This window comes from Arthrobacter sp. 05T45 (assembly GCF_056395875.1).
Genome location: NZ_JBFTKI010000038.1, coordinates 1 through 19208, shown reverse-complemented (window position 1 = coordinate 19208; position 19208 = coordinate 1). Strand labels below are relative to the sequence as shown.

Genomic DNA, 19208 nt, shown 5'->3' with positions numbered 1-19208 from the left:
GACACAGTCGCGATCGCGACCGTGTCCGGGGGCACCGGGGGCGGGGGAGGATTGTTGTGGAGCCACTGCGGATAGTGCTGTACTCACATGATTCAGTGGGCCTGGGACATGTGCGTCGGAATCTGGCACTGGCCCACGCGCTGAACAATCAGCTTCCCGGGCTGATCGGCCGCCCCGTCACCGGAATCCTCATCACCGGCACAGCCCTCGCACCGGCGTTCCGGTTGCCCGAGGGGTGGGACTGGGTGCTCCTTCCCGGTGTGGCGAAGGGTTCCGCGGGCTACCTGCCGCGGAACCTGACCTTGCCCATGGGGGAGCTCGTGCCATTGCGGGCCAGGCTGCTGCAGGCAACACTCGCCGGCTTTTCCCCCCACCTCGTGGTGGTGGACCGGCACGCCACGGGCGTTCATGGCGAACTCGAAACAGCCTTGCGCCACGCCCGCACCGCCGGGCCCGTGCGCGTGGTGCTGGGCCTCCGCGAGGTCCTTGACTCGCCCGCCGCGGCCCTCGCCGAATGGGCCAGGGTGGGCGGTCCCCGCGTGGTGAAGGACCTGTTCGATGCCATCTGGGTCTACGGCGATCCCGCAGTCCACGACCCCGTAGCCGCCGGCGAAATACCGTTCGCCCTCCGAAAGCTCATCCGGTACACGGGCTACCTCGCCGTGGGGCGCCCTTCGGCCTCCGGCACCAGCTGCATGCCCGGGCAGTACTGCATGACGACGGTCGGCGGCGGCTCGGACGGCTATGCCCTGGCCCGCGTCGCCGTCGCCACGCCGGTCCCGGACGGGCTGGGACACCTCGTGGTCGCCGGGCCGCAGATGCCCGCCGAGCAGCTCAACGACCTCCGGCAGCGGGCCCGCCCCGGCGTCAAAGTGGTCGCCGCAGTCGATGACATCGTGTTCCACATCCGGCACGCCGGAGCCGTCGTGGCCATGGGCGGCTACAACACGGTGTGCGAAATCATGAGCACGCCTGTCCCCGCCCTGATCGTGCCCCGCACGCAGTCGCGCGCCGAGCAGCGGATCCGGGCCGAGTCCCTCGCCGCGGCCGGGTACCTGGAGCAACACGAGATTGGCACGCTGACGCCGGAGATCCTGGCGGCCTGGCTGGCCGCCCGGATCGGCACCACCGTGGACCGCCGTCGTGCGGTGCTGGACGGCCTGATCCGGGTTCCGCAGCTGGCCGCCGAGCTGCTGCGGCCGCTGGCCACTACCGAGCTGACCCAAGCGGATCGGGACGGTGCCGATCAAGTCGCCGCCGAACGGGCCAGTGCCGAACAATTCAGCGCGGACGAAAGCGATGCCGCAGCGAGCGTGAAAGGTGCCAGCCGTGTCGCCGTTTGAACCCGGGACGGCGTACGTCCTGAAGATGTACCCGCGGTTCTCCGAAACGTTCATCGTTTCGGAGATCCTGGCCCGCGAGGCCGCCGGGGACCGGATCGAAATCTTCTCGCTCCGTCCCACCGACGACCCCCGGTTCCACCCCGAGCTCGCCCGGGTCCAGGCACCGGTGACGTACATTGACCGCCCCATCAAGACTGTGGCCCTGTGGGAGAGCCTCCGGATGGCCGACGCGGCCGGGCTCACAGCCGCCGTCGGCCGGAATTTGGGCGAACTCGCCGCCGCCTCGGCAGACGACGCCGTGCAGGCCATCAATCTGGCCACCGCGCTGCAGAACCGCAACATCCGGCACATGCACGTCCACTTCGCCTCGGGATCAACCACCGTGGCCCGGCTGACGTCCCTCATCACCGGCATCCCGTTCTCGTTCACCGCGCACGCGGTGGATATCTTCCATGAATCGGTCCAGGACGAGGACCTGCGGCTCAAGCTCGAGCAGGCCCACCACGCCGTGACCATCAGCCAGTACAACATGCGCTACCTGCGCCGCCGCTTCCCGTCCTCGACGGCCCGGCTCCATCTGGTGCGCAACGGCCTGGAGCTGGAGCGCTTCCCGTACCGGGAGCCCCGGACGCTCGAAGCCACCCTCCGGATCGCCGCCGTCGGGCGCCTGGTGGAGAAAAAAGGCTTCCAGTATCTGTTGCCCGCGGCCGCCGAACTGCTGGACCAAGGGGTCAAACTGGACCTCCGGATCGCCGGGACCGGGCTCATGGCCGAGGAACTGGAGGCCGGCATCGGCCAGCTCCGGCTCGGCGCCCATGTCCGCCTCCTCGGCCCGCAGACCCAGGACCAGGTCCACGAGCTGCTCCACTCCTCCGATGTCTTCGTGGCGCCCTGCGTGGTCGGCGCCGACGGCAACGCGGACGGCATGCCTACGGTCCTGCTCGAGGCCATGGCCACGGGCGTCCCCTGCGTCAGCACGTCCGTCACCGGGATCCCCGAAGTAGTCCGGAACGGCTCCACCGGGGTCCTGGTCCGGCCGGGCAACCCGCACGCCCTGGCCCGCGGCATCTGCCAGCTCGGCTCCCCGGCCACGGACAGGCTTGCCATGTCCCGCAACGCCCGCGCCCTGATCGAGGAGGACTACGACGTCCACCGCCAGGCCGAGCTCCTGAGGTCCCTCTCCCGTTCTGAAAGGAGAGTCGCATGACCCGCGTGGCCTATCTCTGCGCCGACCCCGGCGTTCCTGTCTTCGGCACCAAGGGCTCCTCCGTCCATGTCCAGGAAATCGTCCGGGCGTGGCGCGGCACCGGCGCCGCCGTCACCGTCTACTGCACCCTGCTCGGCACCGAGCGGCCCAGCGATCTTGCCGATCTCGACGTCGTCGAAGTCAAACCGGAATCGGTCCCCGCCTCCGCGCGGGAACGGGCGGTCCAGGACGCCGCGCTGGGCCTGGCGGACGAGGTCCTGCGCAACGGCTGCGGGCTGTTCTACGAGCGCTATTCGCTGTTCAGCCCGGCGCTGTCCGTGGTGGCCCGCATCCTGGACGTGCCGTCCGTACTGGAGGTCAATGCTCCGCTGATCGAGGAGCAGCAGCGGTACCGCCAGCTGCTCGACGTGAAGAAGGCTGAGACGGTGTTCCGCCGCAACGCCGCGACGGCCGACGTCGTGGCCTGCGTCTCGGATCCCGTGGTCCGCTGGGTGCGGGCGCGGGTGCCGACCGCCAGGACCGTGCTGGCGCCGAACGGAGTGAACGTCGAACGGATCACGGCCCGCCGCCCCGGCCGCCGGAATCCGGACCACCTCACCGTCGGGTTCGTCGGAACCTTGAAGCCCTGGCACGGTGTCCCCGGCCTGCTGCACGGTGTCGCCCTGGCCAACCAGCAGACCGCCGACCCGGGCCTGCGCTGGCAGCTCCATGTGGTGGGTGACGGCCCCGGCCGGCAGGACCTCGAACGCCTCGCCGAATCCCTCGGCGTGCCGACGGTTTTCTCGGGCCCCGTCGCGCCGGCTGCGGTGCCCGGCCTCCTGGCAGAATTCGACGCCGCCGCCGCACCCTATCCCCCGGACGGACCTGGCCAGGACGATTACTTCTCGCCGCTGAAGGTTTTTGAGTACATGGCGGCCGGGTTGCCTGTGATCGCGAGCGCCGTGGGCCAGATCCCGTCCATCATCCAGGACGGCCGCACCGGGATCCTCGTCCCGCCCGGGGACCCCGCCGCGCTCGCGGACGCCCTCCTCCGGCTCGGCCAAGACCCGAATTTGCGGGAAAGGCTGGGGCTCGAGGCCCGCAACGACGCCGTGCAGCGGTTCAGCTGGAGCGGGGTGCTGTCCCGGATCACCGGGGCGCTGCCGCCTGCACGCAGACTGGCCAGGCAATGACCACCACTGCCAGGCATTCGCACCCCCGCAGCTGGCGGACCTTGTGGCGACGGACCCGCACCAGCGCACCGGCTGAACTCTCACCGCTGCGGCGGACCTTGCGGTGCGTCCGCCCGCATTTGCGCGGGCACAGGCTGCTCATCACTTGGGGATTCATTGCTATGGCCGTGGAAATCCTCTTCCGGCTTCTTGAGCCGTGGCCGGTGAAAATCGTCCTGGACTCCGTCTCACACTCACTCGGCGCCAATCTGCGCAGGTCCCCGCTCAGCGTGGAGGCGAGCGCGGAGGTGTTGCTCCTCTGCGCCGGCGCGGTGGTTGTCATCTGCCTGATCCGGGCCGTGGCCGGCTACGTGTCCGCGATTTCGTTTGCCCTGGTGGGTACCCGGATTTCCTCCGAATTGCGCGCCCGAACCTTCCGCCACCTCCAGGGCCTGTCGATGCGCCACCACAGCCGCGCCTCCACCGGCGACACTGTCCAGCGGCTCGTCGGAGACGTGTCCCGGCTGCAGGATGTGGCCGTCACTGCGGGGCTCCCCCTCATCGGCAATTTCGTGTCGCTGATAGCAATGATGTTCATTATGCTTTGGCTCGATCCTTTGATCGCACTGGTGACGTTCCTGTCCATCGGGATATTCGTTTTGGTGTCCCGCAAGAACTCGGGATCGATTACTACCGCGGCCCGCAAGTCACGCAAGGGTGAAAGCGCCCTGGCCACCACCGCCGCCCAGACGTTGGGCGCAATGCGCGAAGTCCAGGCGTATGGACTCGAAGACACCCTCAGCTCGGGCTTCAGTAAGAGCAACCAGTCGGCACTTGGCTCCGGCGTGGTCACGCTGCGGCTGGCCGCCAGCCTGCAACGGAAGACCGACGTCCTGACGGGAATCGCGACGGCGGTGGTCCTGGCTGCCGGCGGATGGAGGGTGATGCAGCACGTGATGACCCCTGGTGATCTGGTCGTCTTCCTCACTTACCTGAAAACCGGGCTGAGGCCACTAAAGGATGTGGCCAGGTACACGAGCCGCATCGCCCGCGCGACGGCCTCCGGGGAACGGGTTGCGGACCTGCTTGAGGCCCAGAGTGACGTGCCCGAGTCACCGCACGCCGTCGCCCTCAGGAACCCGCACCCGGACATTGTGTTCTATGACGTCTGGGCCGGCCATTTCGAGGAAACCGCGGTACTCAAGGGAATCACCCTGACCATACCGGCAGGTCAACACTGCGCCGTTCTGGGGCCCTCCGGGGCCGGAAAGTCCACACTGGCAAGCATGATCCTTCGGATGGTGGACCCGTGGAAGGGGAGTGTCAGCCTCGGCGGCGAGGACCTGCGGGACCTCAAGATCGCTTCCGTCCGCGCCCACGTCTCCATCCTGCTCCAGGACTCCGTGCTGTTCGGAACCTCCGTCCGGGAGAACATAAGGTTCGGCCGCCTCGATGCCACCGATGAGGAGATCGAAGCTGTGGCGGCCCTCGCCCAGGCCGACGGTTTCATCCGCGCGCTGCCCCAGGGCTACGAAACCGTCCTTGGCGAGGCGGCCAACAATCTTTCCGGGGGCCAGCGTCAACGGCTGGCCGTCGCCCGTGCCATGCTCCGCAAGGCCCCGATCGTGATCCTGGACGAGGCGACCGCCGGGCTCGATCCGGCATCCCGGGATTCGGTCCTCAGCGCCCTGGACACACTCACCGAGGGCCGGACCTCCATCACGATCACCCACGACGTCAACTCGGCCCAATCGTGCGACCGGGTGATCTGGCTCGAAGACGGCCAAATCCTGGAAGACGGGCCGCCGCAGTCATTGCTGGCCGATCCGGATTCCCGCTTTGCCGGCTGGGTCCACAGGCAGCAGACCCCCGAGCCGGGTGAACTGTTCAAGGTGCCGACATGAGCACCCCGCAGGGACTAAGGCTGCAGGAAGAGTGGCTGCAGGCGCAGCGGCGCGACGCCGACCGTGCCCTGGCGGCCCGGGACCCCCGGATCCCTGGCCTGAACTGGGTGCTCGACGACGAGCTGCTCTCAGAGCTCCTGGGCGAAAGCGTCCGGATCATCAGGACCCGCTACAAACCGCACACCTCCGCCCTCGTCGCCTTCCGCCGGGCCGGCAGCGGCAGCTACGGCAGCGGCGCCGGCAGCTACGGCTGGGCATTGACCACAACACCGGAGCACGTCGGGAAACTGCAGCAGCGGGCAGACAGCTCGCAAAAGCGCGACGGCGGCATCCGGCTTGTCCAGCCCGACCGTCCGCACGGTGACGTCGTCGTGGCTGTCGGCCCCATCGAAGAGGACTGGCCGCTGCGCCCCAACCTGCGGTGGCTCCGGGACCACGGACTCGGACGGCTCGGAGCGCTCCCCGCGGCAGGGCGCTTCCTGGACCCCCCGGTCAGCGTGCTGAGATACAACCCGGAGCGCAGGCTCGTTGTCAGGATCCCATCGGCGACACTGCCCGTCGTCGTCAAGACCGCCGTCCAAGCTGACGAAGCTGCCGAAGGCCTCCGCCTGCGGCAGCGGCTTCAGAGCCACGGCATCCCGGTCCTGCCCGAACTCGCCGACCCGGAATGCGCCGCGCACGGCATCAGCGCCTCCCCGGACTGGGGCCACGGAGACCTGGGCGGCGTCGACAACGATCCGGCCGCCTACCGGGCCGGCCAAGCCCTGGCGGCGATCCATGGAATGGACGCGGGAACCGGAGCGGACCCGATGGCGGACATGGAGGACCTTGTAAGCCAGCTCATGGCCACGCGGTCCATGATCACTTGCCTGCTCCCCGGGCTCGAGGCTCCGGTGGACGCGCTCACCGGCCGGCTCCTGGCAGCTGTCGGCGCCGCCGGCCCCCGAAGGCAACAGCCGGTGATGGTCCATGGTGACTTTTCGGCGGACCAAGTACTGGTGGACGGCCCGGCCATCCGCATCATCGATTTCGACCGCGTGACAACCTCCGACCCGGCGAGGGACCTTGGGTCCTTTGCCGCGGTGGAGGACATCGCAGACCCCGCCGGCGTCGGGCCCGTCGCCGGCGGCCGCAAGACGGCCCAGCTGATCGACGGTTACCGCGAGGCCGGCGGGCACGTATCGCAGGCCAGGGTGGAGACCTGGGCGGCCTTCCGGTTGTTCCTGAACAGCGTCGACCCGTTCAGGAACCGGGCCAGCGACTGGCCGGCCGACACGAGCTGGCATATCCGCCGGGCCCTGGAGTTGATCGCATGAGCTGGCACCCACCGCTTTGGAAATACACCGACGACGCCGGCACCCCGTGGCGCGTCCACAACGCGTGGCCCGATAAAGAACCCGGAGAATACCTGCTTGAGGTCGTGACTGCGGAACGGCCCGGCGTTCGGGGAGCACATCTGAGCCATGGCCACTTTGAGATCCTGCCGGAGGACGATCCCGAACTGCCGGCCCTTCGGACCGAAAGACAGCGCGGGGAAATCATTTCCCACTGGCCCTACACGCGGGCGATCATCCGGGCGGAGGGATGCTACATCAAGGTCTTCCGGCCCGGCAGGGCCGCGGTCCCGGCCGAACGGTACGCCCAGATGGACCTCCTGCTGGACGCCGGCGCCTTTACGGCGCCCGAGGTGCTTCAGAGCTCCCCGGACACCCTCGTTTTGAGCGCCCTCTCCGGACCGACGCTCGGCGAAATCGGCGAGGACTACGTCACGATCGGCGACAAGGAGTTTGCCGGCGCATGGGAAGAATGGTCCAGCGCCTGGCTCGCCCAGCTGAGCGCGGCGTCTGACGTCAGCAGACGAACCGTTCTGGGCGCCCTGCCGGTCCATTCACCGGAGGTGGAAGCGAGGGGCGTGGCCCGTTGGTTGAAACTATGGCTGCGCCACACAGAGAATGTTCCGGAATTGTCCACCCAACGCGGCACCTTGATCGCCATGGCAGATTACGTCACGGCGAACCTGCTCGGCTCGGTACCGGACGCGCTGGTATGGGCCCACGGAGACCTGCATGACCGGCAGATCATCGCTGGCGACGGCCGGTCCCCGTTCGGACTGCTGGACTTCGACGATACTGCCCGGGCCGAGGCCGCCCGCGACCTCGCCTACCTGGATTTCCATCTGGAGCGGCGCATGTGGCGCAGTAACCTGACGCCGGCGCGATACCTTAAGGCCCACACAAAGGTGCTGGCCGTGGCCGAGCAATTGCAGGTCAGTCCGGATCGGTTCGATGCCTACTCGGACGCACGCTGGCTGCGACTGGCCTGTTCTTCGCTCCCTTCGGGCTCATCGCTGGCGACCCGCGTTCTCGAGGACCGGGTAAGGCATCGTCAGTCCTTCGGATCCACCGTCCTGGCCAGCAGCCGGCCCCTCGGATCCCGGAGCTGATCCACATGGGCTGGCACCCGCCCGTCCCGGCCGCCATCCTGGATGCTGACAACACCGAATGGCAGGTCATCCGCTCCTGGCCCGACGACTCCGCGGAGGACTACGTCCTGGAGTTGGGGGTTCCCGGCCGGGCAGGGGTCCGGGCAGCCCACCTCCGGGCGGGCCAGCTGGAGCTCCTGCGGGACGGCCGCGACCGGCGTCTCCCCGCCCTGAAGCGCGCGTCGCCGCTGGGGGTGGTGGTGGTGCACCGGGCCTATAAGCGTGCCGTGGTCAGAGCCGGGGAGCACCACCTCAAGCTCTTCCGGGCCCGCCAGTCCGACGAAGCGGTGGGCAGGCACGAACGGATGAACGAGCTCCTCGGCACAGGGGACTTCCTCACACCGGAAATTGTTTCCTCCACCCCTGGCTGCCTCACCCTCATGACGCTGCCCGGCCGTTCCCTGTTCGAGCTGGGAATCGACCCCGCGGTCAGCGATGTGGTCTTTGAAAATGCCTGGCAAAAATGGTCCCGGGCCTGGGTCCGGCAGCATTCCCTGGCCTTGGCGCCCGCGCACCGCCCCACTCTCGAGGCGCTCCCTGTCCGGACGGCCGCCGTCGAACTGGCGAGACTGCAACACACGGTGCACCTGTGGCTGGTGCACGCCGGGGACATTCCGGCGGCGCAAGCGGAGCGCGCGGCCGTCCGCGGGGCCGCGGGGCAGGCCGCCCAAAAGCTGCTCCGGACCGATCCGGATCCGCTGGTTTGGTCGCACGGGGACCTTCACGACAAGCAGATCTTCACCCTGGATCCCGGCGCTCCCCTGGGCCTGCTGGACTTCGATGAAGCCTGCCGCGCCGAGGCCGCCGCCGACCTCGGCAACATCGCCGTGCACCTTCAGCTGCGCCTGCACCAACACCGCCTGACCGCCGAAAGGTACCAAACCGCCCGCCGCCACGTCATCGCAACGGCCGAGGAACTGCATGTCACCCCGGCGCGCTTCGACGCCTACGCCGCCGCGACCCGCCTGCGGCTCGGCTGCCTGTATTCCTTCCGGCCGCAGTGGGCCGACCTGGCGGAGGACTTCCTCGTTCCGGATGGTGAACAGGCCCTGGCGGCGGGAGTTCCGGCCGCTAAAGTGGAGCCCACGTACTGACTGCACACCAGATCGAAACCACCCCACACCGAACCACCCCACACCGAACCACCGAACCACCGCGCATTGCGCCGAACCGGGAGGACCGCTGGCATGGCTTACATCAAGGTTGGAACCGAAAACAGCACAGACGTTGAGCTCTACTACGAGGACCACGGATCCGGGCAGGCCGTGGTCCTTATCCATGGCTACCCGCTGGACGGCTCGTCGTGGGAAAAGCAGACCGCGGCGCTGCTCGGCGCGGGCTACCGTGTGATCACCTACGACCGGCGCGGCTTCGGACAGTCCAGCAAACCCACCGAGGGCTACGACTACGACACGTTCGCGGCGGACCTCAACACCCTCCTGACCACCCTCGACCTGAACGACGCCGTGCTGGTGGGCTTCTCCATGGGCACCGGCGAAGTGGGCCGCTACCTCGGAACCTACGGGTCCGCCCGGGTCTCGAAAGCGGTGTTCCTGGCCTCGCTGGAGCCGTACGTGCTGCAGGCCGAGGACAACCCCGACGGTGTCCCGCAGTCGGTGTTCGACGGGCTGATGGAGGCCGTGACGGCGGACCGGTACGCCTTCTTCACGGAATTCTTCAAGAACTTCTACAACAGCGACACTTTCCTGGGCACTCCCCGGCTCAGCCAGGAGGTCCTGAACGCGGGCTGGAACCTCGCCACCGGGGGTGGGCCCACGGCGTCGTCGGCGGCGCAGCCAACCTGGCTCACGGACTTCCGAGCCGACATCCCCAAGATCGATGTCCCGGCCCTCATTGTGCACGGCACGGCGGACAACATCCTGCCGATCGACGTCGCCGGCCGCCAGTTCGCCAAGGCGCTGCCGAGTGCCGAGTACGTGGAGATCGACGGCGCCCCGCACGGCATGCTGTGGACCCACGCCGCGGAGATCAACGAGGTTCTGCTGCGGTTCCTGGCGAGCTGACCGGGGCCGCCGCGGAGCCGCCCCTGGTTGACACAGCTCAGACGGGTACGGTTCAATCTTTTGCATATGCTGAAATAACAGTTCCACGATACGAATATTTTGTCCGTATAGCCCTACACCGTGGATGCCAGCATTGACACAAAGGATCTGGCACATGCTGTTGGACGACTTTAATGCCGCCGGACGCGCGGAGGCCGCCGCCGCCCTGCGCCCCTGCCTGGACATCGAGCGATGGATTGAGGAGATCGTCGGCTTGAGGCCCTTCGACAGTACGGAAATCCTCCTCCAAACCGCCGGCCGTGCGGCGGAACCGTTCACCGAGGCGGAGGTGGAAGCCGCGCTGGCCCACCATCCCCGCATCGGCGAACGGGCCGCAGGAAACGGCGTTGAGGCCCGGCTCTCCCAATCGGAGCAGGCGAGCCTGGGCGCTCCGGATCCGGCCGTCGCCGCAGCCATCGCCGCAGGGAACCGGAGCTATGAAGAGAAATTCGGCCAGGTCTTCCTGATCCGCGCGGCCGGCCGCAGCCGCGAGGAGATCCTGGCGGCCCTCAACGCCCGGCTCGCCCACACTCCCGAAGAAGAACAAGTGGTCATCGGCCAGCAGTTGCGCGAAATCGCGGTACTCCGACTCGAAGGACTGATAGGCGCATGAGCACTTCCCACGTCACTACCCACGTTCTGGACACGGGTTCCGGCAAGCCCGCCGCAGGCGTCGCAGTCACCTTGGACATGCTCGACGGCGAACGCTGGGTCAGGATCGCGGCCGGCGCCACTGACGATGACGGCCGCGTCAAGTCGCTCGGCCCCGACAGCCTGGGCTCCGGCACCTACCGCCTGGGCTTCGACACCGGAGCCTATTACGCGGCCGCCGGGACCGAGACCTTCTTTCCCGAAGTCACACTGACCTTTGCGGTGTCCGAAGCGCAGGCCCACTACCACGTCCCGCTTCTGCTGAGCCCCTTCGCCTACTCCACCTACCGGGGCAGCTAAGCCCGGAGCAGCCAAGACCGGCTGCCAGCACCACGTCACACCCCTACCGGCCCCGGCACCGCTCCGGGAACAGGCCTCCCTGCCTGGTGGCCGGCGCAGCCATGTTCCGGCGCAGCCATGTTCCGGCGCAGCCCGCCCGGCCCCCAGGGCCAGTCACAAACGACATTTTCGCGGCGAACCGGCCCAGCCGGCCCATGACCCTTGACAGTGGCCCACGTCACTCCTAATCTGAATTTTGGGATCCCAAATCGGGATCCCAAAACAAGAAAGCTTGCCGGGCCCCGCCCTCCCAGATTCTGCACCTGATCCGAACCTGATGTCAGCGCTGACATCAGCCCTATCAACCGCTGCGATCGACACAGGGCCCGCGCACAGGACGCCCCACGCTCCGGCATCCTGACCCTCAAACAAATCCCCCATCACCTGCCGGCATGTTTACTCTCTATCAAGGAGAAGTTGTGTCTCTTCCAAATACCGAAACAGCAGTACAGCCCGATGACCTCACAAGCTCCAAGGACGGCGTGCAACGGCGCACGAATGTCCGATGGAAAATGTTCCTCCTCCTGCTGGTCCTCGTGTCCGTGAACTACATCGACCGGGGATCCATCTCTGTTGCCCTGCCCATCATCCAGAAGGAATTCAACATGGCCCCGGAGCTCGTGGGCCTCCTGCTCTCGGCCTTCTTCTGGACCTACGCCCTCATGCAGATCCCGGTCGGCTGGCTGATCGACAAGTTCGGCCCCCGCAAGGTGATGACCGCGTCCTGCGTCGGCTGGGGCGCCGCAACGGCGGCCTCCGGCCTGGCCGGAGGCTTTGTCAGCATGTTCATCGCCCGCCTGGGCATCGGCGTCACCGAGGCCGGGGTCATGCCGGCCGGCGGAAAACTGAATGCCATCTGGATGCACAAATCGGAACGCGGCCGCGGCGCCACCATCCTTGACGCCGGAGCCCCTTTGGGCGCCGGGCTCGGCGGCATCCTCATCGCAGGCCTGATCGCCTCGACGGGCAGCTGGCGGAGCTCCTTCATCATCGCCGGCGCCGCCACCGTCCTCATGGGCCTCGCCGTCTGGTGGTACGTCCGGGACAACCCCCGCCAGCACCGCGGAGTCAACGACGCCGAGGCCGAGTACATCGAGGCCTCCCACGCCGCCGAGGACGCCGAAGCCGAGCTCGACGGCAGCAAGGGCAAGCGCGCCCTGCTCCCCTACCTGAAGTTCCGTTCCTTCTGGGCCATGTGCTTCGGCTGGCTGGGCTTCAACGGCGTCTTCTACGGCCTGCTCACCTGGGGCCCGCTCTACCTGGCCCAGGCCAAGGGCTTTGACCTGAAGACCATCGGCTGGTCCACGTTCGTGATCTTCGGCGCCGGTTTCGTCGGCGAAATCCTCGGCGGCACCATCGCCGACAAATGGCGGGCATCTGGCGCCTCGGCCAACCGCGTCATGCGCACCCTCCTGGGCACCTCCAGCGTCGTAGTGATCGGCGGCCTTGTCGGTGTCACCGTCGTTGCCGACCCGACGACGGCGGTAGTCCTGCTCTCCGTCGTCATGTTCTTCCTTCGCTGGGTGGGCCTCTTCTGGAGCATCCCCTCGATCCTGGGTGGCCGGACCAACGCCGGCGTCCTGGGCGGCGCGATGAACTTCAGCGGCAACATCTCCGGCTTCGTCACCCCGATCGCGGTCGGCCTGATCGTCGGTGCCACCGGCTCATACACCTGGGCGCTGCTGTACTTCGTGGGATCCGCGATCATCATGGGCGCATCCGTGCTGACCCTGAACTACAACAAGCGGCTCCCTGTCTAAGCTAGGCCACGAAACACCAGTTCCCGAAGCCGGGAACGCAGTGCCATAAAGAACCCGAAATGGAGCACCATGCTTACCGCAGAAGAAACCCAGGACAAGGAACGCCCCCTCCGGGAGGCTGTCCGGGACACCCTCCGCAACAGGATCTTTGAAGGGCACTACGTTCCCGGCACCAGGCTGGTGGAGCGCGACCTCGCCGCCGAATTCAACGTCTCCCGCCTCCCGGTCCGCGAGGCGCTGCGAATGCTGCGCCAGGAAGGCCTGGTCAGCGACCGCGGCGCTCGCGGGGCCGAAGTCAGCTCGCTCAGCCCCAAAGACGTGGAGGATCTCTTCGACGTCCGCCAGTCGCTCGAAGTGCTGGCCTGCAGGCTGGCCGCGGCCCGCGCCACACCGGAGGACCTCAGTGCGCTGGAAGCCTTGTTGGACGTGGCCGAGCTCTCTCTAGCCAAGGGCGCCATTATGGACGCCCACCGGGCCAACAGCGAATTCCACGATGCCATCACCCGGATCGCCAACAACGGCTTCCTCAAATCGGCGCTCGAACCCCTCCAGGGCCGGATGCACTGGCTGTTCCGGCATGTGAGCGACCTCCCCGAACTCATCGAAGAACATCGGGCGCTCTACACCGCGATCGCCAGCGGTGACCCTGACCGGGCGGCTGCCCAGTCGGCGTCGCACATCGACAAATACCGGGAACAGTTTCCGGAGAATTTCCGCCGGACGGAACCCGACCTTCATCGGAAGAAGTAATGAAACTCCTTGTCATCAACCCCAACATCAGCAACGATGTCACTTCGCTGATCGAATCCGAAGCCCGGCGTTCAGCCTCGCCCGGAACCGAACTGGTAGTCCGGACCGCCGGCCACGGCGTCGAATACATCGAAACCCGCTTTGAATCGCTGATCGCCGCCGGTGCCGTCGCCGAAATCATCGCAGAGTACACTCGCGACGGCGCCAGCGTCGACGGCGTGGTGGTCGCCGCATTCGGCGACCCAGGGATGCCGGCGCTGAAGGAACTCGCCGACGTCCCCGTCATCGGAATTACCGAGGCGGCACTTTGCGCCGCCGCCCTGCAGGGGCACCGGTTCTCGATCATCGCCATCTCGGACCGCATCCGGCCCTGGTATCTGGACTGCGTTGAACGGTTCGGGCTCGCCGGCCGGCTGGCCTCGATCCGCTCCATCAACGAGAGCCTCAACGGCATCGGTTCCGTGCAGCAGGACTTCAAGGAGACCCTGCTGGCGCTCAGCCGCCAGGCCGTCGCCGAGGACGGGGCCGACGTCGTGATCCTCGCCGGCGCGCCGCTCGCCGGACTTGCCCGCGAGCTTGCAGGCCAGATCCCCGTCCCCGTGGTGGACGGCATTTCCGCTGGCATCCAGATGGCCCAGTCCGTAATCAACCTCCAGTCCGGTCCGCACCGGGCCGGCGCCTTCGCGCCGCCACCGGTCAAGGCCCGCAAGGGGCTTTCGAAAAACCTCGATGCCGCCCTCACGACGGCGCAGCACGCCACCCGGCTGCCCGCACCGTCCCACTAATTTTCTTTCTCGAAGGAGGACAACGATGTCCCACACCCCAGACCTTGTCATTGCCAACGGCACCGTGGTCAACAGTTTCGGCCGCCAGAATGTGCACGTCGTGGTGCACGGCAGGACGATCGTCCAGCTCGTGGACGCTTCTGAGCCGGTCCCCGCTGCCGCCAGGACCATCGACGCCGCCGGCCAGCTGGTGATTCCGGGTGGCGTGGACGGCCACTGCCATGTCGCCCAGGTAACCGGACGGTTCCGTACCCTGGACGACTACCGGACAACATCCACCGCTGCCCTCTGGGGCGGCACCACCACCATTATCGACTTCGGCATCCCCCGCGACGCCCGCGAGACCCCGCTGGCCGCGGTGTTGCACAAGAAGGAACTGGCACGCGAGTCCCGCTGCGACGTCGCCCTGCACGGCTCGGTGGTCCAGTGGGACGAGACTGTGCCGTGGCAGCTCGAACAGCTCGCCGCCGAAGGTGTCCGTTCGGTCAAGATGTACACCACGAACCGGGGCACCACCATGGCCGACGGGGACACCATCCTGAAGGTCATGCGCGAGATGGTCCGGCTCGACGGCCTTACCTACATCCACGCCGAACACGATCCCATCATTGCCGACTGCACCCAGCAGCATGCGGACGACGGCCGCATCGGCATCGAACACCTGCACCGGACCCGGCCCGAACTCGCGGAGGAGATCTCGGTCAAGGAGACCCTGGCGATGGCCGAGTACACCAACGCTCCCGTCTACTTTGTGCACCAGTCCACGCCGGGGGCCGTAGACCTCGTCGCCGGGGCCCGCAGCCACGGAATGGACGCCTTCTCGGAAACGTGCCCGCACTACCTCACCCTGGACGACACCGTCTACGGCACCTCCTTCCCCGAGTGGTACGCCTGCTGCCCGCCGATGCGCAGCCCCGAGACCGTCGCCGCGCTGCGGGACCGGCTTGCCGCCGGAGCCATCCACACGGTGGCCTCGGACCACTCCTGCTACGACCTCACGCAAAAACGCGAGCGATCCGATGACATCCGCGCCATGCCGCACGGCCTGCCGGGAGTGGAAACCCGCATGCCTGTCACCTTCACCGCCATGATGGACGCCACCGGCGGGGCAGCCCGGGTGGAGGATTTCGTGGAAGTGTTCGCCGCCGGTCCGGCCCGGATCAACGCCCTGCCGGGCAAGGGAACGATCGCAGCAGGGTACGACGCCGACCTCGTCGTCTTCGATCCCGCACAGGAACTCACCGTTGACGGCGCTGCCCTGCACATGGGAACGGATTTCTCGCCGTTCGACGGCAGGACGCTCACCGGCTGGCCCGCCGTCGTGGTGTCCGCCGGACGCGTCGTGCTGGACGCCGGCGGCTTCCATGACCCCGGCCCCGTGGGCCAGTTTGTGGCCCGAAACGGTTTCCGCGAGCACCAGGCGGCCGCGGCCACCGCCCCCGTCAGCGCCACCCCCGCCGCTGTCTACCCCGCCGCCCGCTAGGAGCACCCATGCCTTCCGCAACCCGCCCCACCCGTATCGGCATGATCGTGCCGTCCTCCAACACCTGCCTCGAGCCGCAAAGCTACCGGATCCTCGGCGACCGCGACGACGTGACAATCCACTTCGCCAGGATCCAGGTCACGCGGATCGCCCTCGACGATTCCTCCGACCGGCAATTTGATGCCCCGGCAATGCGGGCTGCCGCCGAGATCCTGGCGACCGCCGACGTCGACGTCATCGCGTGGAACGGCACTTCAGGATCGTGGCTCGGCGCCGATCACGACCGCGAACTCGTCAAGGGAATACAGGACGCCACCGGCATTCCCGCCACCACCTCCACACTGGCGTACATGGAGGCCTTCCGGTCCTTCGGCACCGAGCGGATCGGGCTGTTCACCCCGTACACGGAGGACGTCAACGAACGGATCGTGGCGTCCGACGAACGGGACGGGATCAAAACACTTGACCACCGTTTCCTCGGCCTGAGCGACAACGAATCATTCGCCCGGGTCTCCGACGCCGAGATGCGGCCCGGATCCCTGGAACTCGCGGCACAGAACCCGGACGCGCTCGTGTACCTCTGCACCAATCTCTACGGTGCCAACATCGCGGAGGAAATCGAGGCGGCCATGGGCGTTCCCGTGCTCGATTCGGTGGCCGTGACCCTGTGGCACTGCCTCAAAATGGCCGGCGCCCCGCTGCTCTCCCCGCGGTGGGGCAGGCTGCTCACCTCAGCCTGACCGCCAAGGCAACGCGGGGTCAGATACGGCCGATGCCGGGCGGCTTTATGGGCCGTATCTGACCCCGCGTTGCCTTGTGTACCGACCTTCCAACCGATTGTGACTGCCGGGCCGCGGTGATGCGCCGCTGATGTTGACGCGTCCCAGCCTCTCTCGATAATCTCGAAATGCAAGAAAGTTTTTCCACATAATGAAAAATATTGATCACCATTCAACGATGAAGAGTGAGGTGGACGTGGCTGCAGGAGAAGATACCTCCCATATCCTCAGCGGGTTGACAAACCAGCTGCCTGATCGTGATCCGGAAGAGACCGCCGAATGGCTGGAGTCCCTGGATACCCTGATTCAGGAACAAGGCACCGAACGTGCCCAGTACATTATGCGAAGCCTGCTCCAGCGGGCCGGCGCGCAGAGCGTGGGTGTTCCGATGGTCACCACCACGGACTACGTCAACACCATCCCGGTTGACCAGGAAGCGGCATTCCCTGGCGATGAAGAGATCGAACGCAAATACCGTGCCTGGCTGCGCTGGAATGCCGCCGTGATGGTGCACCGGGCGCAGCGGGCGGACATCGGCGTCGGMGGCCATATCTCCACTTACGCCGGCGCCGCGACCCTGTACGAGGTCGGCTTCAAYCACTTCTTCCGCGGCAAGGACCACCCCGGCGGCGGCGACCAGGTYTTCTTCCAGGGCCACGCCTCCCCCGGCATGTACGCCCGCGCCTTCATGGAAGGCCGGCTCTCCGAGGAGGACCTGGACGGGTTCCGCCAGGAGAAGTCCAAGGAAGGGCACGCCCTGTCCTCCTATCCGCACCCGCGCCTGATGCCGGAGTTCTGGGAATTCCCCACCGTCTCGATGGGCATCGGCCCGATGAACGCCATCTACCAGGCCCAGTCCAACCGGTACCTGCACAACCGSGGCATCAAGGACACCTCGGACCAGCAGGTCTGGGCGTTCCTGGGCGACGGCGAAATGGACGAGCCCGAGTCCCGCGGCCTGCTGCAGCTGGCGGCCAACGACAAGCTCGACAACCTCAACTTCGTGATCAACTGCAACCTCCAGCGCCTCGACGGTCCCGTCCGCGGCAACGGCAAGATCATGCAGGAACTCGAAGCGTTCTTCCGCGGTGCCGGCTGGAACGTCATCAAGGTCGTCTGGGGCCGGGAGTGGGATGACCTGCTGGCCAAGGACGAGGACGGCTCGCTCGTGAAGATCATGAACGAGACCGTCGACGGCGACTACCAGACGTACAAGGCCGAATCCGGCGCGTTCGTCCGCGAGCACTTCTTCGGCAAGACCCCGCAGACCAAGGAAATGGTCCAGGACCTGACCGACGACCAGATCTGGAACCTCAAGCGCGGCGGSCACGACTACAACAAGGTCTACGCCGCCTACAAGGCCGCCACCGAGTTCAAGGGCAAGCCCACGGTCATCCTGGCGCACACGGTCAAGGGCTACGGCCTGGGYACCCACTTCGAGGGCCGCAACGCGACCCACCAGATGAAGAAGCTCACCCTCGCGGACCTCAAGGCCTTCCGCGACCACCTGCGCATCCCGATCACGGACGACCAGCTCGAAGCGGACCTCTACCGGCCGCCGTACTACCACCCCGGCATGGACTCCCCGGAGATCCAGTACCTGATGGACCGCCGCAAGSAACTCGGCGGCTTCGTCCCCGAGCGGCGCTCCAAGCAYGCCGACGTCACCCTCCCGGACGAGAAGGTCTACGAAGTCGCCAACCGCGGCTCCGGCAAGCAGCACGCCGCCACCACCATGGCGTTCGTCCGCCTGCTCAAGGACCTCATGCGGGACAAGGAGTTCGGCAAGCGGATTGTGCCGATCATCCCCGATGAGGCACGCACCTTCGGCATGGACGCGTTCTTCCCGACGGCGAAGATCTACAACCCGAACGGCCAGAACTACCTCTCCGTGGACCGCGAGCTCGTCCTGGCGTACAAGGAGTCCATCTCCGGCCAGATCGTGCACGCCGGCATCAACGAGGCCGGWTCCGTGGCAGCCTTCACCGCCGCCGGCACGTCCTACGCCACCCACGGCGAACCGCTCATCCCGGTCTACGTCTTCTACTCGATGTTCGGCTTCCAGCGCACCGGCGATTCCTTCTGGGCSGCCGCCGACCAGATGACCCGCGGGTTCATCATCGGCGCCACCGCAGGGCGCACCACGCTGACCGGCGAAGGCCTGCAGCAYGCCGACGGGCACTCCCCSATGCTGGCGGCAACCAACCCGGCCGTCATCACCTACGACCCGGCATACGGCTACGAGATGGGCGTCATCATGCGTGACGGCCTCAACCGGATGTACGGCCCCGGCGAAGCCGGGAAGGAAATTGCCGRCAACGATCCGTCGCGGAACGTGATGTACTACATCACTGTCTACAACGAGCCGATCGTGCAGCCGCCCGCACCGGCGGAACTCGATGTCGAGGGCATCATCAAGGGCATCTACCTGCTGGCGCCGGCCAAGATTGACGGCCCGCGCACGCAGATCCTTGCCTCGGGTGTGTCGGTTCCCTGGGCCCTCGAAGCCCA

16 protein-coding genes are annotated in these 19208 nt (G+C 67.1%); all 16 read left to right on the top strand.

The window, feature by feature from the left end:
- Positions 1-110: 110 nt before the first annotated feature.
- A complete protein-coding gene (locus tag AC1DGD_RS21560; RefSeq protein WP_476858196.1) occupies positions 111-1343 on the top strand; it encodes a glycosyltransferase family protein in 1233 nt (410 codons plus the stop codon).
- Positions 1330-2550, top strand: a complete 1221-nt coding sequence (locus AC1DGD_RS21555) for a glycosyltransferase (protein ID WP_476858195.1) — start codon at positions 1330-1332, stop codon at positions 2548-2550. The genes AC1DGD_RS21560 and AC1DGD_RS21555 overlap by 14 nt, the downstream gene beginning before the upstream one ends.
- The gene (locus tag AC1DGD_RS21550) at positions 2547-3722 is read left to right on the top strand and encodes a glycosyltransferase (protein WP_476858194.1); all 1176 of its coding nucleotides are present in this window, start codon (positions 2547-2549) and stop codon (positions 3720-3722) included. Before AC1DGD_RS21555 ends, AC1DGD_RS21550 begins: the two co-directional genes overlap by 4 nt.
- A complete protein-coding gene (locus AC1DGD_RS21545; RefSeq protein ID WP_476858193.1) occupies positions 3719-5605 on the top strand; it encodes an ABC transporter ATP-binding protein in 1887 nt (628 codons plus the stop codon). The genes AC1DGD_RS21550 and AC1DGD_RS21545 overlap by 4 nt, the downstream gene beginning before the upstream one ends.
- Complete coding sequence (locus AC1DGD_RS21540; RefSeq protein ID WP_476858192.1) at positions 5602-6921, top strand: phosphotransferase family protein; 1320 nt, start codon at positions 5602-5604, stop codon at positions 6919-6921. Before AC1DGD_RS21545 ends, AC1DGD_RS21540 begins: the two co-directional genes overlap by 4 nt.
- Positions 6918-8048 carry a phosphotransferase gene (locus AC1DGD_RS21535; protein ID WP_476858191.1) on the top strand — a complete coding sequence of 377 codons (1131 nt, stop codon included), beginning with the start codon at positions 6918-6920 and terminating at the stop codon, positions 8046-8048. The genes AC1DGD_RS21540 and AC1DGD_RS21535 overlap by 4 nt, the downstream gene beginning before the upstream one ends.
- Positions 8049-8053: 5 nt before the next feature.
- Positions 8054-9181, top strand: a complete 1128-nt coding sequence (locus AC1DGD_RS21530; protein WP_476858190.1) for a phosphotransferase — start codon at positions 8054-8056, stop codon at positions 9179-9181.
- A gap of 93 nt (positions 9182-9274) precedes the next feature.
- Positions 9275-10111, top strand: coding sequence for an alpha/beta fold hydrolase (locus AC1DGD_RS21525; RefSeq protein ID WP_476849758.1), 837 nt, complete (start codon positions 9275-9277; stop codon positions 10109-10111).
- Positions 10112-10265: 154 nt separating this feature from the next.
- Positions 10266-10763, top strand: a complete 498-nt coding sequence (gene uraD / locus AC1DGD_RS21520) for a 2-oxo-4-hydroxy-4-carboxy-5-ureidoimidazoline decarboxylase (protein WP_230010409.1) — start codon at positions 10266-10268, stop codon at positions 10761-10763.
- On the top strand, positions 10760-11101 hold the full coding sequence (gene uraH / locus AC1DGD_RS21515; RefSeq protein WP_230010411.1) for a hydroxyisourate hydrolase: 342 nt from the start codon (positions 10760-10762) through the stop codon (positions 11099-11101). The genes uraD and uraH overlap by 4 nt, the downstream gene beginning before the upstream one ends.
- A gap of 458 nt (positions 11102-11559) precedes the next feature.
- Positions 11560-12900, top strand: coding sequence for an MFS transporter (locus tag AC1DGD_RS21510; RefSeq protein ID WP_476858189.1), 1341 nt, complete (start codon positions 11560-11562; stop codon positions 12898-12900).
- A gap of 69 nt (positions 12901-12969) precedes the next feature.
- Positions 12970-13650 carry a GntR family transcriptional regulator gene (locus tag AC1DGD_RS21505; RefSeq protein ID WP_476858188.1) on the top strand — a complete coding sequence of 227 codons (681 nt, stop codon included), beginning with the start codon at positions 12970-12972 and terminating at the stop codon, positions 13648-13650.
- Positions 13650-14435: an aspartate/glutamate racemase family protein gene (locus AC1DGD_RS21500; protein ID WP_476858187.1), complete on the top strand. Its 786-nt coding sequence runs from the start codon at positions 13650-13652 to the stop codon at positions 14433-14435. The genes AC1DGD_RS21505 and AC1DGD_RS21500 overlap by 1 nt, the downstream gene beginning before the upstream one ends.
- A gap of 25 nt (positions 14436-14460) precedes the next feature.
- The gene (locus AC1DGD_RS21495) at positions 14461-15918 is read left to right on the top strand and encodes an amidohydrolase family protein (RefSeq protein ID WP_476858186.1); all 1458 of its coding nucleotides are present in this window, start codon (positions 14461-14463) and stop codon (positions 15916-15918) included.
- Positions 15919-15926: 8 nt separating this feature from the next.
- Positions 15927-16658 carry a maleate cis-trans isomerase family protein gene (locus tag AC1DGD_RS21490; RefSeq protein WP_476858185.1) on the top strand — a complete coding sequence of 244 codons (732 nt, stop codon included), beginning with the start codon at positions 15927-15929 and terminating at the stop codon, positions 16656-16658.
- A gap of 217 nt (positions 16659-16875) precedes the next feature.
- The coding region (gene aceE, locus AC1DGD_RS21485) for a pyruvate dehydrogenase (acetyl-transferring), homodimeric type (protein WP_476858184.1) at positions 16876-19208 on the top strand (2333 nt) is incomplete at its 3' end.